Source organism: Antarctobacter aquimaris (assembly GCF_900184945.1).
In the GTDB taxonomy this organism is placed as follows: domain Bacteria; phylum Pseudomonadota; class Alphaproteobacteria; order Rhodobacterales; family Rhodobacteraceae; genus Maliponia; species Maliponia aquimaris.
This window is the reverse complement of the sequence record NZ_FXYF01000023.1, coordinates 22878-48389: the sequence shown is the minus strand read 5'-3', so window position 1 is coordinate 48389 and position 25512 is coordinate 22878. Positions and strand designations below refer to the sequence as shown.

At 67.5% G+C, this 25512-nt stretch carries 26 protein-coding genes; 17 read left to right on the top strand and 9 right to left on the bottom strand.

Features of this window, described 5'->3' with window-relative positions; all coding sequences use genetic code 11:
- Positions 1–27: 27 nt before the first annotated feature.
- Entirely contained in the window at positions 28–783 is a 756-nt protein-coding gene (locus MAA8898_RS23970; protein ID WP_094023549.1) for a c-type cytochrome, read from the top strand.
- 17 nt (positions 784–800) lie between these two features.
- Here the strand turns inward: MAA8898_RS23970 and MAA8898_RS23965 are convergent, their stop codons facing one another.
- On the bottom strand, positions 801–2750 hold the full coding sequence (locus MAA8898_RS23965) for a 4Fe-4S binding protein (protein WP_094023548.1): 1950 nt from the start codon (positions 2748–2750) through the stop codon (positions 801–803).
- A gap of 368 nt (positions 2751–3118) precedes the next feature.
- On the opposite strand from MAA8898_RS23965, the gene MAA8898_RS23960 reads away from it, so the two are divergent.
- From MAA8898_RS23960 to MAA8898_RS23910, 12 genes are all read left to right on the top strand, one after another.
- The gene (locus tag MAA8898_RS23960; RefSeq protein WP_094023568.1) at positions 3119–3655 is read left to right on the top strand and encodes a DUF3305 domain-containing protein; all 537 of its coding nucleotides are present in this window, start codon (positions 3119–3121) and stop codon (positions 3653–3655) included.
- A complete protein-coding gene (locus MAA8898_RS23955; protein WP_094023547.1) occupies positions 3652–4305 on the top strand; it encodes a DUF3306 domain-containing protein in 654 nt (217 codons plus the stop codon). Before MAA8898_RS23960 ends, MAA8898_RS23955 begins: the two co-directional genes overlap by 4 nt.
- Positions 4306–4319: 14 nt before the next feature.
- On the top strand, positions 4320–4931 hold the full coding sequence (locus MAA8898_RS23950; protein ID WP_094023567.1) for a TorD/DmsD family molecular chaperone: 612 nt from the start codon (positions 4320–4322) through the stop codon (positions 4929–4931).
- Between the two features lie 80 nt (positions 4932–5011).
- On the top strand, positions 5012–5200 hold the full coding sequence (locus MAA8898_RS23945; RefSeq protein WP_094023546.1) for a twin-arginine translocation signal domain-containing protein: 189 nt from the start codon (positions 5012–5014) through the stop codon (positions 5198–5200).
- Between the two features lie 141 nt (positions 5201–5341).
- Positions 5342–8242: a formate dehydrogenase subunit alpha gene (locus MAA8898_RS23940; protein ID WP_094023545.1), complete on the top strand. Its 2901-nt coding sequence runs from the start codon at positions 5342–5344 to the stop codon at positions 8240–8242.
- A 12-nt stretch (positions 8243–8254) separates the two neighbouring features.
- Positions 8255–8848: a formate dehydrogenase FDH3 subunit beta gene (gene fdh3B, locus MAA8898_RS23935; RefSeq protein WP_094023544.1), complete on the top strand. Its 594-nt coding sequence runs from the start codon at positions 8255–8257 to the stop codon at positions 8846–8848.
- Positions 8849–9037: 189 nt separating this feature from the next.
- Positions 9038–10252, top strand: a complete 1215-nt coding sequence (locus MAA8898_RS23930) for a formate dehydrogenase subunit gamma (RefSeq protein ID WP_094023566.1) — start codon at positions 9038–9040, stop codon at positions 10250–10252.
- Complete coding sequence (locus tag MAA8898_RS23925; protein WP_094023543.1) at positions 10249–11535, top strand: c-type cytochrome; 1287 nt, start codon at positions 10249–10251, stop codon at positions 11533–11535. Before MAA8898_RS23930 ends, MAA8898_RS23925 begins: the two co-directional genes overlap by 4 nt.
- Positions 11532–11657, top strand: coding sequence for a hypothetical protein (locus tag MAA8898_RS27150; protein WP_281252918.1), 126 nt, complete (start codon positions 11532–11534; stop codon positions 11655–11657). The genes MAA8898_RS23925 and MAA8898_RS27150 overlap by 4 nt, the downstream gene beginning before the upstream one ends.
- 26 nt (positions 11658–11683) lie before the next feature.
- Complete coding sequence (locus MAA8898_RS23920) at positions 11684–13012, top strand: sigma-54-dependent transcriptional regulator (RefSeq protein ID WP_094023542.1); 1329 nt, start codon at positions 11684–11686, stop codon at positions 13010–13012.
- 231 nt (positions 13013–13243) lie between these two features.
- Positions 13244–14002, top strand: coding sequence for an ATP-binding cassette domain-containing protein (locus tag MAA8898_RS23915; RefSeq protein ID WP_094023541.1), 759 nt, complete (start codon positions 13244–13246; stop codon positions 14000–14002).
- Between the two features lie 167 nt (positions 14003–14169).
- Positions 14170–14730 (top strand): helix-turn-helix transcriptional regulator, encoded by a 561-nt coding sequence (locus tag MAA8898_RS23910; protein WP_094023540.1) that lies wholly within the window; start codon positions 14170–14172, stop codon positions 14728–14730.
- A 73-nt stretch (positions 14731–14803) separates the two neighbouring features.
- Here MAA8898_RS23910 and MAA8898_RS23905 read toward each other — a convergent pair whose 3' ends face one another.
- Positions 14804–16177, bottom strand: coding sequence for an L-serine ammonia-lyase (locus MAA8898_RS23905; RefSeq protein WP_094023539.1), 1374 nt, complete (start codon positions 16175–16177; stop codon positions 14804–14806).
- 234 nt (positions 16178–16411) lie between these two features.
- Between MAA8898_RS23905 and MAA8898_RS23900 the strand changes: the two genes are divergently transcribed.
- Together MAA8898_RS23900 and msrB are read left to right on the top strand one after the other, a co-directional pair.
- The gene (locus MAA8898_RS23900) at positions 16412–16966 is read left to right on the top strand and encodes a fasciclin domain-containing protein (RefSeq protein WP_094023565.1); all 555 of its coding nucleotides are present in this window, start codon (positions 16412–16414) and stop codon (positions 16964–16966) included.
- Between the two features lie 114 nt (positions 16967–17080).
- Positions 17081–17545, top strand: a complete 465-nt coding sequence (gene msrB / locus MAA8898_RS23895) for a peptide-methionine (R)-S-oxide reductase MsrB (RefSeq protein ID WP_094023538.1) — start codon at positions 17081–17083, stop codon at positions 17543–17545.
- A gap of 156 nt (positions 17546–17701) precedes the next feature.
- On the opposite strand, the gene MAA8898_RS23890 is transcribed toward msrB, so the two are convergent.
- Complete coding sequence (locus MAA8898_RS23890) at positions 17702–18325, bottom strand: J domain-containing protein (RefSeq protein ID WP_094023537.1); 624 nt, start codon at positions 18323–18325, stop codon at positions 17702–17704.
- A gap of 73 nt (positions 18326–18398) precedes the next feature.
- On the opposite strand from MAA8898_RS23890, the gene MAA8898_RS23885 reads away from it, so the two are divergent.
- A complete protein-coding gene (locus tag MAA8898_RS23885; RefSeq protein ID WP_094023536.1) occupies positions 18399–18656 on the top strand; it encodes a BolA family protein in 258 nt (85 codons plus the stop codon).
- 475 nt (positions 18657–19131) lie between these two features.
- Here MAA8898_RS23885 and gatB read toward each other — a convergent pair whose 3' ends face one another.
- Positions 19132–20646: an Asp-tRNA(Asn)/Glu-tRNA(Gln) amidotransferase subunit GatB gene (gene gatB / locus MAA8898_RS23880; protein WP_094023535.1), complete on the bottom strand. Its 1515-nt coding sequence runs from the start codon at positions 20644–20646 to the stop codon at positions 19132–19134.
- Positions 20647–20718: 72 nt separating this feature from the next.
- The gene (locus MAA8898_RS23875; protein WP_141194937.1) at positions 20719–21954 is read right to left on the bottom strand and encodes a hypothetical protein; all 1236 of its coding nucleotides are present in this window, start codon (positions 21952–21954) and stop codon (positions 20719–20721) included.
- 259 nt (positions 21955–22213) lie between these two features.
- Here MAA8898_RS23875 and MAA8898_RS23870 point away from each other — a divergent pair, with 259 nt between their 5' ends.
- Positions 22214–23032 (top strand): transglycosylase SLT domain-containing protein, encoded by an 819-nt coding sequence (locus tag MAA8898_RS23870; RefSeq protein ID WP_094023564.1) that lies wholly within the window; start codon positions 22214–22216, stop codon positions 23030–23032.
- 55 nt (positions 23033–23087) lie between these two features.
- Here MAA8898_RS23870 and MAA8898_RS23865 read toward each other — a convergent pair whose 3' ends face one another.
- The 4 genes from MAA8898_RS23865 to MAA8898_RS27145 form a co-directional block, all read right to left on the bottom strand.
- Complete coding sequence (locus MAA8898_RS23865; RefSeq protein ID WP_094023533.1) at positions 23088–23951, bottom strand: lysophospholipid acyltransferase family protein; 864 nt, start codon at positions 23949–23951, stop codon at positions 23088–23090.
- A 252-nt stretch (positions 23952–24203) separates the two neighbouring features.
- On the bottom strand, positions 24204–24632 hold the full coding sequence (locus MAA8898_RS23860) for a hypothetical protein (protein WP_094023532.1): 429 nt from the start codon (positions 24630–24632) through the stop codon (positions 24204–24206).
- A complete protein-coding gene (locus MAA8898_RS23855; RefSeq protein WP_094023531.1) occupies positions 24629–25372 on the bottom strand; it encodes an SDR family oxidoreductase in 744 nt (247 codons plus the stop codon). The genes MAA8898_RS23860 and MAA8898_RS23855 overlap by 4 nt, the downstream gene beginning before the upstream one ends.
- Positions 25369–25500 (bottom strand): hypothetical protein, encoded by a 132-nt coding sequence (locus tag MAA8898_RS27145; protein ID WP_281252917.1) that lies wholly within the window; start codon positions 25498–25500, stop codon positions 25369–25371. The genes MAA8898_RS23855 and MAA8898_RS27145 overlap by 4 nt, the downstream gene beginning before the upstream one ends.
- Between the last annotated feature and the right edge of the window lie 12 nt (positions 25501–25512).

Sequence of the window (25512 nt, the reverse complement as noted above, 5' to 3'; positions counted from 1 at the left end):
AGCCGCGCGCGGGCCTAGCATGCCCGCATGACCTTGCGCCTTTCGATCCTTGCCGGAGCCGCGGCTCTCGGCCTTGCCCTCCCTCCGGCGCTTGCCGAAGCCCAGGACCGCCCGGTGCGTCTGTACGCGCCTGCCGCCCTTTTGGACAGCGGCCTGGTGAAACATATCCTCCCGCGCTTCACGCTCAAGACGCGCGTCCGGGTCGAGCTGGTGGACGATCCCGGCAGCGCGGACCTCAGCCTGGGGGACGAAGGCACGCCGCTGTTTGCCGGGCTCGACACGATCTGGCACATGGCGCGGACCGAGGGCGGCCCCGAGGGCGTGCAGAAGCTGGCCGACTGGCTGACCTCCGACATCGGCCTGAACACCGTGGTCAGCTACACGCCCGAGGGCGCGGCGCTGTTCGGCCCGCCGCCCGAAACCATCGAGGTGGTCAGCGTCACCTATGACGGCGACGCCGAACTGGGCCACAAGGTGAGCCGCTCGAGATGCGTCCGCTGCCATGTCGTCGATGAGGCCAGCCGGGGCTATGGCATCGGCTCGACCCCCAGCTTTTCCGTGCTGCGGTCGCTGGCGGACTGGGAGGATCGGTTCTTCGCCTTCTATGCGCTGAACCCGCATCCGTCGTTCACCATCGTGTCGGGGGTCACGCCGCCATTCCCGCCGCACCGGCCGCCGCCGATCGCCCCGGTTGAGATGACGCTGGACGAGATCGAGGCGGTTGTCGCCTATGTCGCCGCGATGCCCGCGGCCGATCTTGGCGCGCCGCTCAAGCGGCAGTAGGGCGGCGGTCGTCACGGTCAGTGATCCCGCCGCTTGGACAGGTAATCCTCGGTCGTGCGGATGCGCGGACGTTCGCCGCCGGCAAAGGGGTTGTCCTTGGACAGAACCTGCGCCTGCACCCGGCAGTTTTCGCACATCTGCAACATGCGCAGCTTTTCCGGCGTCTGGAACATCGCGTGCGCCGACAGCTTCTCGGTGATCCGCTCGACGGCCGAGCGCGAGGCAAAGAGCGCGCCGCATTCGACGCAGGCAAAGGGCTCTTCCTCGTTCAGCACCTCCTGGCGCAGTGCGGCTTCGGTCAGGTCGAGGCGCGGCTCCAGCGTGATCGCCTTTTCCGGGCAGATCGTCGCGCAGATGCCGCATTGCAGGCAGGCATCCTCCTGAAAACGCAGCTGCGGCTTGTCCGGGTTGTCGCCCAGCGCGCCCGAGGGGCAGAGCGACACGCAGGACAGGCACAGCGTGCAGGCATCGGTGTCGACCAGAACCGCGCCGTAGGGCGCGCCTTGGGGCAGGGGCAGTTGCGCCTCGGGTCCGTGCAGCGCGCGCGCCGCCTGGCGGGTGATCTGCCGCCGGGTGCCCATCGGGCGCACGGGGGCGGCGACCGGGGCAGGGGCAGTCTCATCGTAGAGCGCGTCGGACATCGCGTCCGGGTCGGGCGTGTCGAGCAGGCGGATCCGGTCTGGACCGCCGATGGCCAGCGCCAGCGCCACCTGTGCTGTCAGCGCGTCGCGGTCGGCGCCCGGACCGGGCAGCAGCGTGACCGAGGCAAAGCCCGCCGCCAGCGCCGCCACCGCCTCGGCATGGCCAAAGGCGCCGATGGCCGACATCTCCAGCGGGATCACGTCGGCGGGCAATCCGCGTCCGTGGCGAGCCGACAGGCTGATCATCTCGGCCCCGTGCGCGTCGTGCACCAGCAGCCGGGGGGCCGTGCCGCCGGCGTCCAGGTAGGCCTTGGCCAGTGTCTGCACCCGGCGGAAAGTCAAGTCGACTGGCGGCGCGTCGTAGCTGATCGCGCCGGAGGGGCAGACCGCCGAACAGGCGCCGCAACCCGCGCAGACCATCGGATCGACGGTCACATGATCCCCGGCCGAGGTGATCGCCCCGGTAGGGCACAGGTCCAGGCAGCGCGTGCAGCCGGTCTGTTCGGCGCGCGAATGGGCGCAGAGCAGCGCCTCGGTCCTGACATACAGCGGCTTTTCAAAGGTGCCGATCAGGTGAGAGGCGGCCAGCACCGCCGCCGCGACCGAGGGCGCGTGGGTCGGATCGGCGCGCAGGTAGCCCTCGCGCTTTTCATGCGCCGGGAACAGCGGTGTCGCGCCCCGCAGGTCCAGCAGGATGTCGCAGTCCGACACGCCGCCATCCTGCGGCTCGGTCAGCGTCAGCCCGCCGCGCCCGCCGGGCTGGACCTGCCGCAGGCGGTCGATCACCACCTCGAACTGACCCAAAGCGCCGGACGCGCGGCGCAGCTTGCCGGTGATCACGTCGATGTCGCGCCGGTCGGGCACTTCGGACCCTTCGGGCAGCAGCACCGTCACGCCCAGATGCGTCGCCAGGTGGTCCGCCGCTGCCAGGGCCACCTCGGGCGCGCCCAGGACCAGGCAAAGCCCTTCGGACACCACGTCGAGCGTCTTTTCCGGGGCGGCCGGCAGCAGCGCCTCCGCGATCAGGGCGGACATTTTGGGTAGTGTGGACCGGTCATCGGCGGTCCAGCCGGCCCGGTCGCGCAGGTCCAGCACCGGGGGGGACTCGACGCCCAGATCCTCGGCCAGCGACTCGAAGAAACGTGATTCCTGGGCGCAGCAAAAAATTGTGTCACCCCCTTGCAGCGCCGCTGCGGCGCGGTCGGCCTGGGTGGTGCAGAGTGCCGTACAGGTCGTGCGGACGTCCATCCCGGTGGTGCGGGACAGGGCTTTGGAATCGATGGACTGCGTCCCCAGACAGTCACATGTTATCAATGACTTGGTCATGGTCTTTTCCTCCCTGAGAACACCTGTCCGGCGCTCTGGACTGCTGATCCGGTGCCGACCCTAGACAGGATTCGCAACGGCCCACAACCACTTATCCCAAGCCGCCGGGTCGCGGGACATTGGCCTTTGGTCCACCCCACGCTTGCGTGATTCGGTCGTACGCGTTTTTCCCGATTCTTGAGCGAAACTCTCGGATTGGACAATTCGTCCATCCGTGCCCCGTGTCCCGCGCACGACTGCCCAAAATGTCCGGAACCTCTCCGGGATGCCGCGGTATACGAAATTTCCCTTTCCTTGCGGTGTCTTCCTGCGCCTTACTTGGATCAGGGAGGACTGGAGTGAGCCAAAAGATCAGGGTGCAACGAAACCTGCCGCTCGGCGTCGTGTTGCGCCGCGCGCCCGGCGTCACGCGCTGGGCCCGTTGGGTCTGGACTGCCTCCGGCGTGCTGCCCGGTGCCGGACCCGCCGAATGGCGCGAGATGCGCCGCGAAGGCGAGGTGACCGAGTACCACGCCGCCACGCTGTCGCTGGACCTCTACGGCTCGGATACCGAGGCCTACCTGCATGAACTCTGCTCCCAGACGCCCAGCGTCTATGTCGTGCTGCGCAAGACCGACGCGGAGGACATCCCGCTTGAGGTGCTGACCGTGACCGTGTCGCCCTACGACGCGCAGGACTACGCCGACAGCGGCGAGGAGATGATCGAAAAGGTGCCGATGCCGCCCGCGCTGCTGGCCTGGGTGGCCGAGTTCGTCGAGGAATTCCACGAGGAAGAGGTCTTCATCAAGCGCAAGCGGGACAAGCTGCGGGTCGACCTCGTGCAGGACGGGATCGGCGATCCGCGCATCGGCAAGCCCGAGGATGTCTACGCCTCGCCGGCGCTGCGGCGGAGGCGCCTGCAATGACCCGCGACAGCTCCTCTGATTTCTGGTCCCGCCGCCGCGCCGGCGTCGCCGCCGAGACGGAGGCCGAACGCCACGCCCGCGAGGCCGCGGAGAAGCGGGCCGAGGAAAAGCGGCTGGAGGAACGCACCGACGAGGAGATCCTTGCCGAGTTGAACCTGCCCGCGCCGGAAGAGATTCAGGACAGCGCACAGGTGCAGGCGCTGCTGCGCTCGGTGATCCCGCAGCGCCTGCGCACTCGCGCGCTGCGCCGGTTGTGGCGGCTGAACCCGATCTTTTCGCACCTCGACGGGCTGGTGGATTACGGCAACGACTACACCGACAAGGCGACCGTCCTCCCGAACATGAAGACCATCTACAAGGTGGGCAAGGGCATGTTCGACAAGGCCGTGGAGGCCGCCGAGCAGGCCGAGCGGGACGCCGCCAAGGCCGCGGAGGACGCGGCGCGGGCAGCCGAGCCGGAGGTCCCGGACCAGGTCCGGGACGCGCAGGCCCTGGCCGAAGCGGCGGACCCCGCACTGCAGGCCGCACAAGAGACACCCGTCCCGGCCCCCGCGCCGGGACCCCCGACTGCAAACACCGACGCCGAGGACACGCCGCCCGCGCCCAGCACATCGCGCCGCATGCGGTTCCGCTTCGACGCCGCCTCATGACCGACAAGGACCCGATGACCGCAACCGCCCAGACCCGCCCCATTGCAGAAGAAGACCGGCTCCGCGCCGATCTCTACAACTTTCTTGGCCTGCTGCTGTCCGGCCCGCCGGACGACATGTTGCTGGACCAGACGGCCGGGCTGTCGGGCGACGCGGGCGAGATGGGGCAGGCGATCGGCACGCTGGCCAAGCTGGCCAAGGTGACCCGCCCCAAGACCGCCGCGACCGAGTACAACAAGCTGTTCATCGGCCTCGGCCGGGGCGAGCTGCTGCCCTATGCCTCGTACTACCTCACCGGGTTCCTGAACGAAAAGCCGCTGGCGCTGCTGCGGCAGGACATGACCCGGCTGGGGCTGGAACGCGCCGACACCGTGTTCGAGCCCGAGGACAACATCGCCAGCCTGATGGAGATGATGGGCGCCATCATCGTCGGCCGCTTTGGCCCGCCCGCCCCGCTGGACCGCCAGCGGCAGTTCTTCAACAAGCACATCGGCCCCTGGGCCGGTCACTTCTTCGCCGATCTCGAAGCCGCCAAGAACTCGGTCTTCTACGCCCCCGTCGGCACTGTCGGGCGGCTGTTCATGGAGATCGAGGCCGAGGCCTTCCGCCTGGGCGGATCAGAGTGAGGCACACCAACGCCGGGCAGGGGAACCTGCCCTTTTCGAGCGGCAGGCAACTGCCGGAACCCATGGAAGGAGACACTTTCATGACCCAGGAAACCAGGGCCTCGCGCCGCAATTTCCTCAAGCTGGCAAGCGCCTCGGCCCCCGCCGCCGCGCTTGCCCTGGCCAGTGGCACGGCGGCCGAAGCCGGCCCTGCCGAGCCTGACCTGACGTCGGACAAGATGCAGGACACCGCGCATACCCGCGCCTACTACGACTCCGCCCGCTTCTGAGCAGACCCGCTGCGCCCGGAGCTGTCCGGACGTTGCCCACAACGGCCCCAGGCGACTGGTTGCGTGACGCCCGACTGCCAAAGGCCATCGCCATATCCTCGCGCCGCAGTCATGCAACGGGCGCTACAGGGAGAGAGAACCATGTTGAGGAAAAAGACCAACGGGGTTGCGCGACGCCCCCAGCGGACTTCGATCCTTTCCGAGGTGTCGAGAACCTCGGTTGACCGCCGCGCCTTTCTGCGCGGCTCCGGCCTTGCCATCGGCGGGATTGCCGCGATTGCCGCCACCGGCGGCACCGTGCAACCGGCCAGCGCCGCCTCCGCCGCGGCCCTGGGCAAGGTGGAGCTGAAGAAATCCGTCTGCACCCACTGCTCGGTCGGCTGTACCGTCGTGGCAGAGGTCAGCGACGGCGTCTGGGTCGGGCAGGAGCCCGGCTGGGACAGCCCGTTCAACCTGGGCGCGCATTGCGCCAAGGGGGCCGCGGTCCGCGAGCACGCCCACGGCGAACGCCGCCTGAAGTACCCGATGAAGAAGGAGAACGGCGAATGGGTCCGCATCTCCTGGGAGCAGGCGATCAACGAGATCGGCGACGGGATGATGAAGATCCGCGAAGAAAGCGGACCTGACAGCGTCTACTGGCTGGGCTCGGCCAAGCACAACAACGAACAGGCCTACCTGTTCCAGAAATTCGCGCGCTACTGGGGGACGAACAACGTCGACCACCAGGCGCGGATCTGCCACTCGACCACGGTTGCGGGTGTTGCGAACACATGGGGCTACGGCGCCATGACCAACTCCTACAACGACATCCACAACTCCAAGGCGATCTTCATCATCGGCGGCAACCCGGCCGAGGCGCACCCCGTCTCGCTGCTGCACGTCCTGAAGGCCAAGGAGCAGAACAACGCGCCGCTGATCGTCTGCGACCCGCGGTTCACCCGCACCGCGGCCCATGCGGACGAATATGTCCGCTTCCGTCCCGGCACCGACGTGGCGTTGATCTGGGGCCTGCTGTGGCACATCTTCGAGAACGGCTGGGAGGACAAGGAGTTCATCCGCACCCGCGTCTGGGGGATGGACCAGATCAAGGAAGAAGTCGCCAAGTGGACGCCCGAAGAGGTCGAGCGTGTCACCGGCACCCCTGGCAGCCAATTGCGCCGCGTGGCGATGACGCTGGCCAACAACCGTCCCGGCACCGTGATCTGGTGCATGGGCGGCACCCAGCACACCAACGGCAACAACAACACCCGCGCCTACTGCGTCCTGCAGCTTGCGCTGGGCAACATGGGCACCTCCGGCGGCGGCACCAACATCTTCCGCGGCCACGACAACGTGCAGGGCGCGACCGACCTTGGCGTGCTGTCGCACACCCTGGCGGGCTACTACGGCCTGGCCAAGGGGTCCTGGCAGCACTGGGCGCGTGTCTGGGGTGAGGATTTCGACTGGCTCGAAAGCCAGTTCGACACCATCCAGGGCGCCGACGGCAAGGACAAGAACCTGATGTACGAGACCGGGATCCCGGTCAGCCGCTGGATCGACGGCGTTCTCGAGGAACCTGAGAACATGGACCAGCCGAACAAGGTTCGCGCCATGGTGCTGTGGGGCCACGCGCCCAACTCGCAGACCCGCATGGTCGAGATGAAGAAGGCCATGGAACTGCTCGACATGCTGGTGGTGGTCGACCCGTTCCCGACGGTGTCGGCGGTGCTGCATGACCGGACCGACGGCGTCTACCTGCTGCCGGCCACGACCCAGTTCGAGACCGTCGGCTCGGTCACCGCGTCGAACCGTTCGTTGCAGTGGCGCGAGCAAGTGATCAAGCCGCTGTTCGAGTCGAAGCCCGATCACGAGATCATCGGCCTCTTTGCCAAGAAGTTCGGCTTCCACGACCGGCTGTTCCGCAACATCGCGCTGGAAGAGGACGGCATCACGCCGAACATCGAGGACACGCTGCGCGAGATCAACCGCGGCATGTGGACGGTGGGCTATACCGGCCAGTCGCCGGAGCGGCTCAAGCTGCACATGGCCAACCAGCACACCTTCGACCGCACCACGTTGCAGGCGATCGGCGGTCCGGCCGACGGCGACTACTACGGCCTGCCATGGCCGTGCTGGGGCACGCCCGAGATGAACCATCCCGGCTCGCCCAACCTGTACGACATGTCCAAGCCCGTGGCCGAGGGCGGTCTGCCCTTCCGCGCGCGCTACGGCGTGGAGCGCAACGGCCAGAACCTGCTGGCCGAAGGCGTCTACCCGGTGGGCTCGGAGATCCAGGACGGATACCCGGAATTCACCATGCAGATGCTGATGGACCTCGGCTGGGACGGTGATCTGACCGAAGAGGAAAAGGCCGCCATCGAGGCGGTGGCCGGACCCAAGACCAACTGGAAGACCGACCTGTCGGGCGGCATCCAGCGGGTGGCCATCAAGCACGGCTGCGCCCCCTACGGCAACGCCAAGGCGCGGACCGTGGTCTGGGAATTCCCCGACCCCGTGCCGCTCCACCGCGAGCCGCTGTACACCAACCGCCGCGATCTCGTGGCCGACTACCCGACCTACGAGGACCGCAAGTTCTACCGTCTGCCGACGCTCTACGCGTCGATCCAGAAGCAGGACTTCTCGAAGGACTACCCGATCATCCTCACCTCCGGCCGTCTGGTCGAATACGAGGGCGGCGGGGACGAAACCCGGTCCAACCCCTGGCTGGCCGAGCTTCAGCAGAACATGTTCGTCGAGATCAACCCGCGCGATGCCAACAACCTCGGCATTCGTGACGGGGCCGATGTCTGGGTCGAAGGCCCGGAAGGCGGCAAGGTCAAGGTCATGGCGATGGTCACCCCGCGGGTGGGCGAGGGCGTTGCCTTCATGCCCTTCCACTTCGGCGGTCACTTCCAGGGCGAGGACCGACGGTCCAAATACCCCGACGGCGCGGACCCCTACGTCCTCGGCGAATCCACCAACGTCGCGCAGACCTATGGCTACGACTCGGTCACCCAGATGCAGGAGACCAAGTGTACGCTCTGCAAGATCACTGCCGCGTAAGGAGACCCAGAAATGGCAAGATCCAAATTCCTCTGTGACGCCGAGCGCTGCATCGAATGCAACGCCTGCGTGACCGCGTGCAAGAACGAGCACGAGGTGCCGTGGGGGATCAACCGCCGCCGCGTGGTGACCATCCAGGATGGCACCCCGGGCGAACGGTCGATCTCGGTGGCCTGCATGCACTGTTCGGACGCGCCCTGCATGGCGGTCTGCCCGGTGGACTGCTTCTACCAGACCGAAGAAGGCGTGGTCCTGCACTCCAAGGACCTCTGCATCGGCTGCGGCTACTGCTTCTACGCGTGCCCCTTCGGCGCGCCGCAGTTCCCGCAGGCCGGCAACTTCGGCTCGCGCGGCAAGATGGACAAGTGCACCTTCTGCGCCGGCGGCCCGGAAGAGACCCACTCGACGGCCGAGTTCGCCAAGTACGGACGCAACCGGATCGCCGAGGGCAAGCTGCCCATCTGCGCCGAGATGTGCTCGACCAAGGCGCTGCTCGCCGGTGACGGCGACATCGTCTCGGCCATCTACCGCGAGCGTGTGGTGGCCCGTGGCTTCGGCTCGGGCGCCTGGGGTTGGGGCACCGCCTACGACCAGAAGGGCGGCTGAGCCGTCTTCGGGCGGGGCGCGTTGCCCCGCCCATTCTCTTCGACAACGGGAGAGGCCCGCATTGCCGGGCCTCCCTCATTTGGGTGTGGATGACTCCCGGACCTTGCGGCGCGGACAGCGGTCGCGGACCGGGAAAGACTGATCACGGGGAACGACATGATGAAACGGTCAAGCGGTTTTGGATGGTTCATGCTGCTGGCGATCGGCATTGCCGTTCTGGCGGTCTACTTGCAACCGCCGGCAGCGCCGGGCACGGATCCGGCCGTGCTGGCCGCCGCGCGCGAGGCCACCGGCGGCGCGCAGACACTTGAGGACATCCTGGCCCGCCAGCGCGGCGAGAAGGTCGACCTGAGCTTCCGCAAGGAATTCGGCGACCCGGACAGCGCGGCGGCCATGGCCGAACAGCTGGGCACGCTGGGCGGCGCCTCGGACCCCGACCTGTGGCGCGCGCTGCGCTTTGACACCGCCGACATCACCGTCTCTGCCGGCGGCGATGTCGCGCGCGTTCTCGTGCAGGACGGTGGCATGGCCTGGTACAGCTTCCGCAAGGGACCGCTGGCCACCTATGGCGGCTGGCTGCTGCTGGGCACCATCGGCGCGCTGGTGCTGTTCTACCTCGTTCGCGGACGCATCAGGATCGACGAGCCGATGACCGGCCGCACGGTCACCCGCTTCAAGGCGTTCGAGCGGTTCTCGCACTGGCTGCTGGCCGGGTCCTTCATCGTGCTGGGGCTGTCGGGGCTGATCGTCCTCTTCGGGCGCACGCTGATCCTGCCGGTGTTCGGACCAGAGGTGAACTCGGTCCTGCTGACCGGCTCGAAGTTCGTGCACAACAACTTTGCCTGGCCCTTCATGCTGGCGCTGGTGTTCGTGTTCCTGCTCTGGGTCTGGCACAACATCCCCAACCGCACCGACATCACCTGGTTCGCCCAGGCGGGCGGCATCATCGGCAAGAACCACCCCCCGGCCAAGAAATTCAACGCCGGGCAAAAGATTATCTTCTGGTCGGTGATCCTGTTGGGCGGCTCGATCTCGCTGTCGGGGCTGTCGCTGCTGTTCCCCTTCGAACTGCCGCTGTTTGCCAAGACCTTTGCGATCCTGAACGACATCGGCATTCCGCAGTGGCTGGGATACGACGCCCTGCCGACCGCGCTCAGCCCGCAGGAAGAGATGCAGCTGGCGCAGGCCTGGCACGCGATCGTCGCCTTTGGCCTGATGGCGATCATCATCGCGCATATCTACATCGGCTCGGTCGGGATGGAAGGCGCCTACGACGCCATGGGATCGGGCGAGGTCGACGAGGCCTGGGCGCACCAGCACCACTCGATCTGGCTCGACGAGGTCAAGGCCCGCGAGGCCGCCAAGGGCAAGTCCGCTCCGTCCGGGGCGCACCCGGCGGAATGATGCGCGGCGCGGTCGTGCTGGCCCTGGCGGCCCTGGGACTGCCCGCCGGGGCCCAGGACTTCACCACCCTCAAGGGGCACGGCGGGCCGGTCATGGCGCTGGCCGTCACCCCCGACGGGCAGGTGGCCAGCGCAAGTTTCGACAACTCCGTGGGCCTGTGGTCCGGCGGAACGCCGCTCTGGCTGGAGGGCCACGCCGCAGCCGTCACCGCGCTGACGCTGGGGCCGCAGGGGCAGCTGATCTCGGGCGGCGACGATTTCGCCGTCCGCCAATGGCGCCCCGAGGTGCGCGAGCTGGGCCGCCACCTGGGCAAGGTCACGACGCTGTCGGTGGCGCCGGACGGCAGCCATGTCGCCAGCGGCAGCTGGGACGGCAGCATCCGCCTCTGGCCGCTGATCGAGGGCGGCCGGGCAGGGGAGCTGCCCTATCCCGGTGCCGGCGTGAACGCCGTGACCCATACGCCTGACGGCAGGACGCTGTTCGCCGCCACCTCCAACGGCGTGCTGCTGCGCTATGACCTCGACAGCGGCAACAGCGCCTTGCCACTGGTCGAGCATGGCTTTGGCATCAACCGGTTGCTCTTGGGGGACGGCTGGCTGGCCTATGGCGCGGTCGACGGCGGCACCCGGGTTCTTGACCCCGAAAGCGGCGCGCAGATCGCCGATTTCACGCTGGACCGGCGGCCGATCCTGTCGATGGCCTGGCATCCCGGGACGGCGCAACTGGCGGTGGGCGATGGCCACGGCTACATCATGATCGTCGACACCGCCGACTGGCGCATCACCCGCGATTTCCGCGCCATGCGGCACGGGCCGGTCTGGGCGCTGGCCTTTTCGCCGGACGGGCGGGTGGTCTACGCCGGGGGCCTCGACGACGTTGTCTATGCCTGGCCGGTCGAATTGCTGGACGAACTGGAGGCGCCCGAAGGCTCGGGCCAGCGCAGTTTCCTGCGCGACCCGGAAACCATGTCCAACGGTGAACGCCAGTTCATGCGCAAATGCTCGATCTGCCACGCGCTGACGCCCGGCCTCTCGCGCAAGGCCGGGCCGACATTGCACGGCGTCTTTGGCCGTCCGGCGGGCAGCCTGCCGGGCTACAGCTACTCGCAGACCCTCCAGACCGCCGGGCTGGTCTGGACCGACCAGACCATCGACGCGCTTTTCGACGAGGGTCCGGATCACTATATCCCAGGGTCAAAGATGCCGATGCAGATCATCGCGCAGCCTTCGGATCGCGCCGACCTCATTGCCTTTCTCAAATCCGCAACGGGAGCCTCCCAATGAAAGCCATGTTCGCCGGTTTCGCCGCCGCCATCCTGATCGCCGCCGGGGCCTGGTACGGTCTCAACCAGTTGGGCTTTTCCTCGGCCGAAGTGTATTCGAGCCCGAACGTCCGTCTCGACTGATCGTGGTCCCGCGCAAAGGCCAAGGCATGTCCCCGCTGGATGACTATGGACGCGCGCTGGGCGCCGCTTCGGTTCTCATCGTCGATGACGAGCCGGGGATGCGCAATTTCCTGGGCAAGACGCTGGGCCCGCGCGTCAATCGGCTGGCCGAGGCCGGATCCGCGCGCGAGGCGACCGAACGTCTGGACGAGGCGCAGTTCGACGTGATCGTCGTCGACAACAAGATGCCGGGCGGGTCGGGGATCGACTGGGTGACCGAGCAGCGCCGCAAAGGGCTGTATTCGGAAACGGTGCTGATCACCGCCTATGCCGACCTCGAAACCGCCATCGCCGCGCTGCGGGCGGGGGTTTCGGACTTTGTGCTGAAGCCGTTTCGCGCCAACCAGCTGATTGGGGCTGTGGCGCGGACGCTGGACCGGGGCGCGCTGCGGCGCGACAACCGGCTGTTGCGACATGCGCTGTCGACCGAAGGGTCGACCCAGCTGATCGGCCGCTCGCCGCCCATGGCGGCGCTGCGCAGCATGCTGGAAAAGCTGGCACCGCTGCCGACGCCGGTGCTGTTCACCGGTGCGACCGGCACCGGCAAGGAGCTGGCCGCGCGCACGCTGCACGGCATGGCCGCGCGGGCCGAACGCCCCTTTGTCGCGGTCAACTGCGCCGCCATCGCGCCCGACCGCATCGCCGCCGAACTGTTCGGCGCGGTGGAGGGCGACCGCCTGCGCCCCGGCCTCTTCCTGCTGGCCGAAGGCGGGACGCTGTTCCTCGACGAGGTGGCGCAGATGTCCGAAACGTTGCAGGCCGCGCTGCTGCGCGTGCTCGAGGATCAGCGCATCCGCCCGATCGGCGCCGAGCGTGAGATTCCGCTGAACCTGCGCCTGACCTTTGCCACCAACACGGACCTGGAAAAGGCGGTGGCCCAGGGCCGGTTCCGCGCCGACCTTTACCACCGCATCAACGTGCTGCGCATCGAGATGCCGCCGCTCAGCGACCGGGTCGAGGACATCGTCGACCTGGCCGCGCATTTCATGCAGCACTTCACGCGCGCGCTGGGACTGCCGCCGCTGACACTGGACGACGAGACGCTGATGAAGCTCAGCGGCTATTCTTGGCCCGGCAACGTCCGCGAATTGCGCAACCTGATCGAACGCTCGGTCATCCTGGGCGCCTTCCCCGAGGAATTCGCCGGGCAGGGCGCGATCACCGGGCAGAAGGCGATCGAGAACCTCGACCTGGCAATGCAGCGGCACATCCTGCACGTGCTGGAGCTGTCCGGCGGCAACCGGGCCGAAGCGGCGCGGCGGCTGGGCGTGTCGCGCAAGACGATCGACCGCAAGGTGGCCAGCTGGGGGGCGTGACGCCCCGGCGAAGTGCAGGATTTCCCGCGTTGTCACGGAATCCCTGGCTGGAAAGCGCCCGATCCGGGCAAGTAGGACCAAGGTTTCCCTTGTGGACCATGCCTGTCTTTCCCTACCATGAACGGGAAGGGGTGCACGTCATGGAAAATCTCGCAGCGACCGCGATGATGGCCGCGCCGAAGACCTCCGCCGAGACGGCCATGCCGCCCGATTCCCGGAGGGCGGCGTGCCATGGATGACGCGGTGCTGCACGGTCCTGCGCGGTTTGTCGGCGCGACCCCGGGCGCAGGCGCGCTGCTGCCGCTCAGGGTGTCGAACCTCTGCCTGGAACTGGGCGGGCGGCGCATCCTGCAGGGGCTGGACCTCGAGCTTGGGCCGCGCGGCTGCACCGTCATCCTTGGTCCCAACGGGGCCGGCAAGAGCCAGCTGATCCGCACGCTGCACGGCCTGGTGCAACCAACCTCCGGCACCATCGACTGGAACGGCAGGGCCCCACGCGAGGTCACGGCGCGGCAATCCATGGTCTTTCAGCGCCCGGTGCTGTTGCGCCGCTCGGTCGCCGCGAACCTGGATTTCGCGCTGCGGGCGCGCGGCCTGCCGCTGGACCGGCGCGATTCCCTGCTGGAACACGTCGGCCTTGCGCACAAGGCGCGGCAACCCGCCCGCCTGCTGTCAGGCGGCGAGGCGCAGCGCCTCGCGCTGGCCCGCGCGCTGGCCACCCAGCCCGAGGTGCTGTTCCTCGACGAGCCGACCGCCAGCCTCGACCCCGCCTCGGTCAACCGGATCGAACAGATCGTGCACCAGGCGGTGGCGCAGGGCACGCGGGTGCTGTTCGTGACGCACGACATCGGACAGGCCCGCCGCATCGCCGACGATGTCATCTTTGTGCATGGCGGCAAGGTGCTGGAACACGCGCCGGTCGCGCAGTTCTTTCCGCGCCCACAGACCGCGGCGGCGCGCGCGCATGTCTCAGGCGGGCTGGTGATCTGAGCCTGAAACGGCGCCGCGCCGGGCGTCGATCGAAACCGCCGAACGTGTTGCGCCCCCGGTCCCCCGAGCGAACCGATTGTCCACAGCTTGTGCCGCTGCGAATGTTGCGTTTTTTCGGGAAACCGTATCTAATTCCGGATACGGGATAGTTTCCCGGGGGGATAGGAATGAAAAGCGATCTGACGGTCCGCCTTGCCGGGCGCCTGTCGGCGCTGCGCGCTGCCCGCGGCTGGACGCTGGATCAACTCGCTGCTGCCAGCGGGGTCAGCCGTGCCGCTCTCTCGCGGCTTGAGAACGCCGAGGTCAGCCCCTCGGCGGATGTCTTGTCACGTCTGGCCAAGGCGCACGACATGACCTTGTCGCGCCTCTTTGCGATGATCGAGGACGGGTTTTCCGCCCATGTCACCCGGGATGAACAGCCGGTCTGGCGCGACGGCGAAACCGGGCTGGCGAAACGCTTTGTCTCACCCGCCGCCGCCGCGTTGGCGGCCGAGGTGGTGGAATGCAAGATGACGCCGAACACCGACATGGTGCAGGATGCCCCCGAGGTCGTCGGGCAGGAGCATCACCTGCTTCTGCTGTCCGGCAACCTCCAGGTGCGGATCGAGGGCGCCGGCTACACCCTCGCCCCCGGCGACGCGCTGCGCTACCGCGAGCACGGCGAGGTGCGCCTGAGCACCGACCGCGCGCAGGGCGCCAAGTTCATGCTGGTGCGCGTGACGACCTGAACAACGCTTTGTGCATTGCTTGAGGTAAGTGCCGCAAGTCTTTCACATGTATCAAATTTTTCTGCCGGAAGCGTCAGCAGTTCGGCACGTTGACCGCCAGCCCGCCCAGCGAGGTTTCCTTGTACTTCTCGCTCATGTCGAGGCCGGTCTGGCGCATGGTCTCGATGCAGGCATCCAGCGGCACCAGGTGCGTGCCGTCGCCGCGCAGCGCCAGGGACGCCGCCGAGACCGCCTTGATCGCGCCCAGGCCGTTGCGTTCGATGCAGGGCACCTGGACCAGCCCCTTGACCGGGTCGCAGGTCATCCCCAGGTGATGCTCCAGCGCGATTTCGGCCGCGTTCTCAACCTGTTCCGGTGTGCCGCCCAGCACCGCGCACAGCCCCGCCGCCGCCATGGCCGAGGCGGATCCGACCTCGGCCTGGCAGCCCGCCTCGGCACCCGAGATCGAGGCGTTGTATTTCACCAGCCCGCCGATCGCTGCGGCGGTCAGCAGGAACTCGGGGATGTTGCGGCGCGAGGCGCCCGGCACGTGGTCCAGCCAGTAGCGGATGGCCGCGGGCACCACGCCCGCCGCTCCGTTGGTGGGCGCGGTGACGACCTGCCCGCCGGCGGCGTTCTCCTCGTTCACCGCCATGGCGTACATGCTCATCCAGTCGTTGATCGTGTGCGGGGCGGACTGGTTGCGCCCGCGTTCGGCGAGCAGCTGGTCATGGATGTCCTTGGCGCGCCGCTTGACCCGCAGCCCGCCCGGCAGTTCGCCCGACGCGGCCAACCCGCGGTCGATGCAGTTTTCCATCACCTCCCAGATCCGCGCAACGCCCTTTTCCAGCCCGTCCGCGGTGCCGCGCGCCACCTCGTTGGCGCGTTTCATGCCAGCGATGCTCAGGTCGGATTTCCGCGCCATCTCAAGCATTTCTGCGGCGCTCTTGAACGGGTAGGGGATCGGCGCGCCCTGGTCGGTGGCCTTGCCGGCCGCCAGTTCGGCTGCCGTCAGGACAAAGCCGCCGCCGACCGAGTAATAGGTTTCCTGCAGGATCACGTCGCCCTGCGCGTCGGTCGCCCGAATGACCATGCCGTTGGCGTGGCCCGGCAGGTTCGGCCCGAAGTCGAACACCAGGTCCCGTTTGAGGTCAAAGACCAGTTCGGGCAGGCCGGGCGGGGCGACGCGCCCTGTCTCGCGGATGCGGGCCAGCGCCGCCTCGGCCTTGGCATGGTCATAGGTTTCGGGGACAAACCCGGCGAGGCCCAGCACCGTCGCGCGGTCGGTCGCATGGCCGACGCCGGTGAAAGCCAGCGAGCCGTGCAGCGTCGCCTTCAGCCCGTGTGCGTGAAACGGCGCGGCCCGCAGCGCGTCGAGAAACCGCGCCGCCGCCACCATGGGCCCCATCGTGTGCGAGGACGACGGGCCGATCCCGACCTTGAACATCTCGAAGACCGACAGAAACATGCGCTGACTCCGGTTTGGCTGGCCCTGTCATAGCGCAAGCGGCCGGCCGCGCCGACGCGAAAGCGACATGGCAGGTGTCAAAGGCGCGGGGCCGCTCACGCAGCGGTGATCATCCTGTGATCGACTGGCCGAAACTCTTTCCGCCGGGCTGTCGTGACTATTGACATCCACGCCGCAGACCGGCGCCGGACACCCGGTCGCAGCCGCGACCGCACCACAGGGAAAGGACCCATGATGACCAAGAAACTCACGTTCTCCGCGCTCGCCATCTGCCTTGCCGTGCCTGCACTGGCCGCGAACACCGGCAATCCGATGGTCGGCGGTGCGGCGATGTTCGCCAACAAGACCATCGTCGAGAACGCCGTGAACTCCGCCGACCACACCACGCTGGTCGCCGCGGTCAAGGCGGCGGGCCTTGTCGACACGCTGAACAGCGAAGGCCCCTTTACCGTCTTCGCGCCCACCAACAAGGCCTTTGGCATGATCTCGGACGAGAGCCTGAACGCCCTGTTGCAGCCGGGCGCCAAGGCGCAGCTGACGCAGATCCTGACCTGTCACGTGGTCGGCGCCAAGGCGATGTCAGACGCGATTGCGGGCATGATCGCCGATGACGGCGGCAGCCACCCGGTGGCCACGCTGGGCGGTTGCACCCTTCAGGCGCGGATGAAGGGCAACAAGATCGTGCTGACGGACGAGAATGGCCGCGAGGCCACGGTCACCATCGCCGATGTGCAGCAGTCCAACGGGGTGATCCACGTGATCGACCGCGTGATGCTGCCCAAGCAATAAACCGAAGCCGCGCGCAGGGCCTTGTCCCGGCCCTCGCGCAATCGTGCGCGCCCGTTGCTTGTCCCGATCGTGCCGGGCGCGCATCCTTTATCCGCAACACCACTGGAGGTCACCGTGAACCGACGTAATTTCCTAGCCGCAGGGGCGGCCCTGCCGTTTTTCGGGCGCGGGGCCCAGGCGGCCAGCGGCAGTTTCGAAATCACCCGGACCAAGGCCGAATGGCGCGCCATGCTCAGCGACGCGGAATACCGCGTCATGCGCGAGGAAGGCACCGAACGCGCCTTTACCTCGCCGCTGAACGACGAGAAGCGCGCCGGAACCTACCTGTGCCGGGGCTGCGACCTGCCGCTGTACGCCTCAAGCGCGAAGTACGACAGCGGCACCGGCTGGCCGTCGTTCTGGGAATCGCTGCCCAATGCCATCGGCACCAGACGCGACCGCAAGCTGTTCATGCTGCGCACCGAATGCCATTGCCGCCGCTGCGGTTCGCACCTGGGTCATATCTTCGACGATGGCCCGCCGCCCACGGGCAAACGGCACTGCCTCAATGGCGTGTCGCTGACTTTCCGGCCTGCCTGAATCAGGCGCGAGAAACGAAACGGGCGCCTGGCTGTTGCCAGGCGCCCGGTGCCGTGAGTGGGGGATTCGTGGAACTAATGTACCCCCACGCTACGCAACCTGGCCCAGAGCGTCGACAAGAAAAATTAAACCTGAGCGGGAATTCGCCGCAAGGCACTACTTGAAGCTGCGGCTGTCCTTGATCTGTTCCCATGCCCAGACGACCAATTGCAGCTGGTCTTCCTGGCTGCGGTCGCCGCCGTTCATGTCGGGGTGCAGGACCTTGATCAGGCTCTTGTAGATCTTGCGGATGTCCGCCTTGGACAGGTGATCCTCGGCGTCGAGGATCTCGAGCGCGCGACGTTCGGTCGGCGGCAGCTTGCGGGTGCCGGTCCCTTTCTTTCCGGGGTTGCGCGTGGCCTTGTCCCCCAGAACCTGGTGCGGGTCCTCGATGCCCAGGCGGGCCCAGGCCTTGGCCTCGGGGTCGCGCCAGTCCTTGGTCTTGCGCTCCCACACCTTGTCGGCGCTCTGCTGAGCGTTCATTTCGGCTTCGGTCTTGCCGTCGAAGAAATTCCACTGAAGGTTGTACTCGCGGACGTGATCCCGGCAGAACCAGTAAAAGTCGTCCAGCACGTCCGGCGCCTTAGGCGCGCGGAATTTTCCGGCTTCTTCGCATCCGTCGTGGTCGCAGATCCTCGTCGAGGTCTCCTGCGCGCCGGTCATGCCCTTGCGTCCGCGCGGGTTCTTTTTCTTCGCGGACTTCACGGACATGTCGAAACCGAAGGGGTCAGGTTTGCTCATCTTGCACCTCTTCTCGACTCGGACACCGGAGCATAGACTATCCCCGATGAAGTTACAGGGGGATACGCGAAAAATGTCACGCGCCGACGACATCCGGATCAAACTCGAAGCGGCGTTCCAGCCGACCCAGCTGGAGGTGCGCAACGACAGTGCGCGGCACTCCGGCCATGCCGGGGACGATGGCAGCGGCGAAAGCCACTTTCACGTCACCCTGCGCGCGCCCGCGTTCCAGGGGCAAAGCCGCATCGCCCGTCACCGGGCGGTGCACGCGGCTCTCGGGCCGGAACTGGTGCGCGAAATCCACGCGCTCGCGCTCGATATCGACGGCTGATCGGGGCAGGGCCGCCAAGGTCCCTGTCCGACATCGGAAGCAGAAAGCGGGGAAACAGAAAAAAGGGGCGCGTCCCATGGACGGCGCCCCCTACGTTCTGTGAACAAACGTATGAAATCCCCCGACTACAATCTTTTTGGAATCGCGTCGATCAACTCTGACGCACCCGGGAAATATCCTCCTCCGGTAACAGAATATTAACACAATTCACGTTGGCAGCGTGAGTCCGGAATCCCCTGCATGCAGGCATTTTCCGGTGGAAAACCTGCTTTCGAGGGGCGAAATCGGCGATTTTCCCCTTGAAACGGGTGTTCGGGGCTGAGTCGGGCCAGTCGGCCGCGGGTTTTGGCCTGACCTTCGAATCGGTCAGTTGCCTTGACCCACGGCTTTCCGCCAGATGCAATAGGACCAAGAGGCTACTGGCGGGAGACCGCCCAGAAAGAGGCGAGACCGGGGATGCCCCGGCCTCGGCCGGTCAGAGGCCCAGTTTCGCCGCCACCAGGTCGTTCACGGCTTTGGGGTTGGCCTTGCCGCCGGTGGCCTTCATCACCTGGCCCACGAACCAGCCGGCCAGCTTTGGGTTGGCCTTGGCTTTTTCCACCTGCGCCGGGTTGGCGGCGATGATCTCGTCCACCGCGGCCTCGATGGCGCCGGTGTCGGTGACCTGCTTCATGCCGCGGTCCTCGACGATCTTCTCGGGGTCGCCGCCTTCGGTGTAGACGATCTCGAACAGGTCCTTGGCGATCTTGCCGCTGATGGCGTCCGACGTGATCAGCCGGATGATCCCGGCCAGCTGGTCGGGGTTGACCGGGCTGTCGGTGATGTCTCGGTCGTCCTTCTTGAGCCGGCCGAAAAGTTCATTGATGACCCAGTTCGCGGCCAGCTTGCCGTCGCCTGCGCCGGCCGCCACCTTTTCGAAGTAGTCGGCATTGACCACGTCGGCGGTCAGCACGCCGGCGTCATACTCGGACAGGCCGAAATCGGCGACAAAGCGCGCCTTCTTGGCATCCGGCAGTTCCGGCAGCGAGGCCCGGATGTCGTCGACCCAGCCCTGCTCGATTTCCAGCGGCAGCAGGTCCGGGCAGGGGAAATAGCGGTAGTCGTGCGCCTCTTCCTTGGACCGCATCGACCGCGTCTCACCCTTGTCCGGGTCATAGAGCCGGGTTTCCTGGTCGATCTTGCCGCCGGCTTCCAGGATGGCGATCTGGCGCCGCGCCTCGTAGTCGATGGCTTGCTGGATAAAGCGCATGGAGTTCATGTTCTTGATCTCGCAGCGCGTGCCGAGGTGGCTGAAATCCTGCGTCGCCTGGTATTTCTCGTACTGGCCGGGCAGGCAGACCGACACGTTGACGTCCGCCCGCATCGAGCCGTTCTGCATGTTGCCGTCGCAGGTGCCGAGATAGCGCAGGATCTGGCGCAGCTTGGCGATGTAGGCGGCGGCTTCCTCCGGGCCGCGGATGTCGGGGCGGCTGACGATCTCCATCAGGGCGACGCCGGTGCGGTTGAGGTCGACAAAGGACATGTGCGGGTCCATGTCGTGGATCGACTTGCCGGCGTCCTGTTCGACGTGGATGCGCTCGATCCGCACCTTGCGGGCGATGCCCGGTTCCATGTCGACTATGATCTCGCCCTCGCCCACCAGCGGGTGATACAGCTGGCTGATCTGGTAGCCCTGCGGCAGGTCGGGGTAGAAGTAATTCTTGCGGTCGAAGGCGCTGACCAGGTTGATCTGCGCCTTGAGGCCCAGCCCGGTGCGCACCGCCTGTTCGATGCAGTATTCGTTGATGACCGGCAGCATCCCCGGCATCGCCGCATCCACAAAGGAGACGTTGGAATTCGGCTCGGCGCCGAACCTGGTCGAGGCGCCCGAGAACAGCTTGGCCTCGCTGGCGACCTGGGCGTGCACCTCCATGCCGATGACCAGTTCCCAGTCGTGCCTGGCCCCGGCGATCACCTTGGGTTTGGGCGCTTCATAGGTCAGATCCAGCATCACGCGTCCTCTTGCACAGGAAGATTGCGAAGCGGTCTAGAACAGGCCGGGGCAGGGGGCAAGGGGCGCGCGTCAGTCGTGTCTGACCATGCGCAGCCCGTCGTCGGTGAAGACCAGCCTGCGGCCGGCCTCCAGCGCAGGGGCGTAGTAGGCGGCCAGGCTGGACAGCGCGCGCGCCCGGCCACGGCGCCACGGGTCGGCGTCCTCGGCCAGCGCGATGCTGCCGGTGATCGGCGGCGCGGCCTCGGCCCAGATCACCGGGTGCAGTTCGCGCAGGTGGTCCTGGGCGATCCAGCCCAGGCAGTCCGCCAGCCGGTGCAATGCGCCGCCCCCCGTTGCCACCCCGCCCAGCGTGTAGCCGGTCAGTGCGGCCAGCCGGTTGGCCATGTCCTGGGTCCGGTGCCGGGTCAGGATGTCGTGCAGACCCTCGACGAACAGTTCGGCGTCCAGCCGGCGCAGCGCGGCCTTGTCGCGGCCCAGCGCTCCGAAATAGACCCAGGCATAGCCGCCCACGCCCCAGACATCGGCGGTGCGCGCCGCGGTGCGCCGTGCCTGCCGGTCCAGCACCTCCCAGTCGCCGAAACGCGTCGGGCGCAGGTCGTTGCCAAAGCTCCTGAGGTGGTGCGGGTTGCCGGGATCGAGGTCGATCAGGTCCTCGTAGTCATCGGCGACGCGATCCCGCGGTTTGGCGTCGGCCTCGACTAGGGCGCAGCGCACCGCGGCCCAGAGCGGGCTGTCCCATTCGAAGGGGTCGAACAAGTCGTTCAGCGCCGCCGCGGCGGCAAGGTAGCGCGCCCGCGCCTTGCGCAGGGTCTGGTCCCCGTCCGGCGTGCCGCCGGCGGCGCGGCAGGCGGACGCGGCATCCACGTATGTCATGGCGGCGACATGGGCGATGGCGGGGCAGTCCGGCATGTCGTCGCGCAGCGCATCGACCGACCCGAGCACCGCGGCCACCTCGGCCATGTTCCCGGACCCCAGCGCCAGCGCGATGGCGTCCGCAAAATCGCTGCGCGCGCCCTGCGACAGCAGGTCGGCGACCGACCGAAGCCCCGGTGTCCTGGCGCGCGCCCTGTCGGCCTGGAGCATCTCCTGGGCCAGCCGCTCCCAGTCCTCCTGGCGGGCCAGGAACTGGCCGCGCGCGCGAAGCTCTGCGGCACGTTCGGCATCGGGGCCGGGATCGGCCACCGGGATCTCGATCGGGGGCCGCAGCGGCGGCACCCGGGTGATGGGCCTCCTGGGTTTGGCTTCGGGGTCGGCCATGGCCGTCTCCGGCCATCCGGCCGACAGCCGCAGGCTCAGGGAGCGCATGTTTGGCAACAGGTCACGCATTGACATGAGGCCGACTCTGCCTGCGATTCGGGGCCAAAAGGCGGCGCCACGCGGGAATTGCCCGGGCCTTATCCCGGCCATAGCCGGACCTCGAAGCCGTTGGGACAACAACATGTTGCGAAGAACGGGACAATGCCGCCCCACGGGTGGACAGGGCGGCGCCGATCGGCGGATTTCGGACATGCGACCTGTGTCGCGCTTGCATCGTCAGGCGCTCTGGGCGACCTATTCCGGCGAAATGTCACGTATTGCTGCCCTCCTCACCTGCCTTGGCCTGATCGGTCAGCCGCTGCTGGCGAACCCCGATCCCCAGGGCGCCGCGCTCGGGCCTTTGCCCCCGGCGCACACGGCTCGGTCCTCCGAGGCCGAGTCCCTGATATCGGCGCTTGCGGTGCCGGTGTCGCTGCGTCCCAAGGCGCGCAAAACCATCGTCGTGCCCAAGGCGCGGTGGGATGACATCCCCGGCAGCCGTAGCTGGAGCCTCGCGGCGCTGCAATCCTTGCACGCGCACGCCGATCACCTGCCGGACATCGTGCCGAAGGACATCGCCAACTATTGCCCGGCCTATCCCAGCGCCGCCCGCGCGCACCGCGAAGCGTTCTGGGTGGGCCTGATCTCGGCGCTGGCCTGGCACGAGAGCACGCACCGCCCCACGGCGGTGGGCGGTGGCGGCCGGTGGTACGGGCTGACCCAGATCTACCCGCCGACGGCGCGGTTCTACAAGTGCAGAGCGCGCAGCGGCTCCGAGTTGAAGGACCCCGAGGACAACCTGTCCTGCGCGCTGCGCATCATGGCGGTGACGGTGCCGCGCGACGGCGTGATCAGCCGCGGCATGCGCGGCATCGCGGCCGATTGGGGGCCGTTCCACTCGAGGCGCAAGCGCGAGGACATCATGGCCTGGACGCGCTCGCAGAGCTATTGCACCGGGCTGGCGCGGTCGCTCCGGCCGGTCGCGCGCCCCGCCGGCCTGGGGTTCGAAGAGGCATTGCCGCGGTCCGGTCCGGTCCACAAGGCGCCGCATCCCGGGTCTGCGAGCCTGCTGCCCAAGGACAGTTGAGCATCGCGGCAGCGCGGCCGACGCCCGCGGCATCTTTCGTCAGGGTGGGCCGTGGTCAGGCCTTCAGCCAGCTTGGCCGCCGGGTGGCATCGACCAGGGAGACCGCCGGAGCCTTTGGTCCGCCCAGCGCCAACGTCGCCTTGCGCAGCATCTCGATGCCGTCTTCCGACTTGGCCGGCAGGGCGGTGGGCGAGATCGGTTCGCCGATGGTGATCCGGTAGGGCTGGCGCGCCTTGTTCAGCGTCTCGTGGAACAGGGTGATGTCGCGCAGCGTCGGGTGCAGCAGGTCGAAGAGATAGAACAGCACCGAGTTGCGCGCCCGGATGTTCACCGGGATCACCGGCAGGTCGAACTTGCGCGCGATCATCGCGGCGCTGGCCATCCAGGGCCGTTCATGCAGCGACAGCCCGCGCCGCTTGGCCAGGCGTCCGGACGGAAAGATCACGCCCAGACGGCCTTCGTCGACCGCGCGGCGGGTGTATTCCATGGTCTCGCGCGTCTTGGCATGGGTGCGCTTTTCCTTTCGCCATTCCACCGGGGCGATCATCGACGCGTATTGCGGCAGCACGCGCAGGATGTCGTGGTTGGCAAAGTAGTAGGCGTCCGGGCGGATCTCGCTCAGGGCGTGGTGCAGCATGATGCCGTCGGCGATGCCGGTCGGATGGTTGGCCACGATCAGCGCAGCACCCTGTCGGGGCAGGTTTTCCAGGCCCGTCACCTCGACGTCGCGGGCCAGCATCTGGGCCATGGTGCGCATGATCTCGTCCGCCGGCATGTCCTTGACCATGCCGCCGATTTCCAGCGTCTTTTCGTAACCCAGCATGCGATTCAGCACTGCCCGGATCGGCCGGACGAACAGGGAGTTGGAAAACAGCCAGGGCGCGCGCTGGGCGATCAACGGGTCGATGCGGTCTTTCATTTCAGCCCCAGGATCTTAACTTCGTGACACTTCCATGACGGGCGCGCCTTGCGGACCAGTTTACACCAACGCCGGGCCGGGTGCACCCGCGTCACATAAGCCTTGGGCGATGCTTTGCCATCGGGGAGCGGTGGATTTGGCGCGGGCGTGTCCGTGCCACAACGCCGGAAAAGGGTGTCCGTCAGGGGCGCATGTTTTTCGAAAACCAATATGTTTCAATATTTTGCCAGAGTGGACGCGGGTCTGGCACGGTCACAATAGCGAGAAGTGATGGCGTTCCGTGCGGATGCCGCGAGCGTCCAGCGCCTCTTGCAGGCGCGGGTGGGGTGGCAGCGAATCAGGCGGCAGCGTGAGTCGACGACCGCCCTCGATCACCAGCCGGACCCGGACCGACAGATCGAGTCGCGTCTCGAAGCGGACGCGCTCCAACCGGTTCAGCGCGACCTCGCCGGTGGCGCGGCCGGACCACCAGCGCAGCTGGGTGTCGTCCAGCACCAGCCCGGCCTTGCGTCCCTTGGCAAAATCGACCGCCGCGGGCAGCGAGGCCAGCATCAGCGCCCCGACGATCCAGGCCGAGGCCTCCAGCAGCGTCCAGAGCAGCAGCGCCCCGGTCCAGACAGTCAGCAGGACGACAAGGGCGCGGGTCGAGCGCCCGGAGGCCTCGTGCCGCAGGGGTGTCACCGTCCGCCTGCCACGTCCAGGATGGTGCGGGTCACGTAGGAAGAGCGTTCCGACAGCAGCCAGAGCACCGCCTCGGCCACCTCTTCGGAAGTGCCGGGCCGGCGCATGGGCGGGGTGCGGCCAAGCTTTTCCAGCCGGTCGGGTTGGCCGCCCTTGGCGTGGATGGCGGTCTCGATCAGGCCCGGGCGGATGGCGTTCACGCGGATGCCTTCGGGCGCCAGTTCGTCCGCGAGGCCCAGGGTGAAGGTGTCGATCGCGCCCTTGGTGGCAGCGTAGTCGATGTACTGGTTGGCCGAACCCAGCCGCGCGGCCGCCGAGGAGATGTTGACAATGCCGCCGCCGTGGCCCCAGGCGCGGATCAGCCCGACCGTCTGCCGCGCCACTTCGATCGCGCCGAAGACGTTGACGGCAAAGACCTTCTGCACCCGCTCCGGGGTCAGGTCCGCGATCGTGCCTTGCGGCGAGACGATGCCCGCGTTGTTCACCAGGCCGACCGGGCCGGGCTTGAGCTCTTGCAGCTTGGCGAACATCTTCTCGATGGCCTTGGGCTTGGAGACATCGGCCTGCAACAGGTAGGCCTGCGCGCCCATGCTTTCGACCATCGAAGCGGTGGTCTCGGCGCCGGCCTTGTCCTGGCCGTAGTGGACGACGATCCGCTGCCAGCCGGAAAACGCCGCCATGCGCGCGGTGGCGGCGCCGATGCCGGCGCTGGCGCCGGTGACGATCAGCAGGCTGTTCATCGTTTGTGGCCGATGCGACTGAGGGCGCGGCGCGCGCGCACGCGAACGGGCAGGGCCTTTGGCGAGGGCGGCGACAGTATGAGGTGGGCGGTGACAAACGCCCCCAGCAGGACGACGGCAAGCAGCATGAGGGTCTCCGA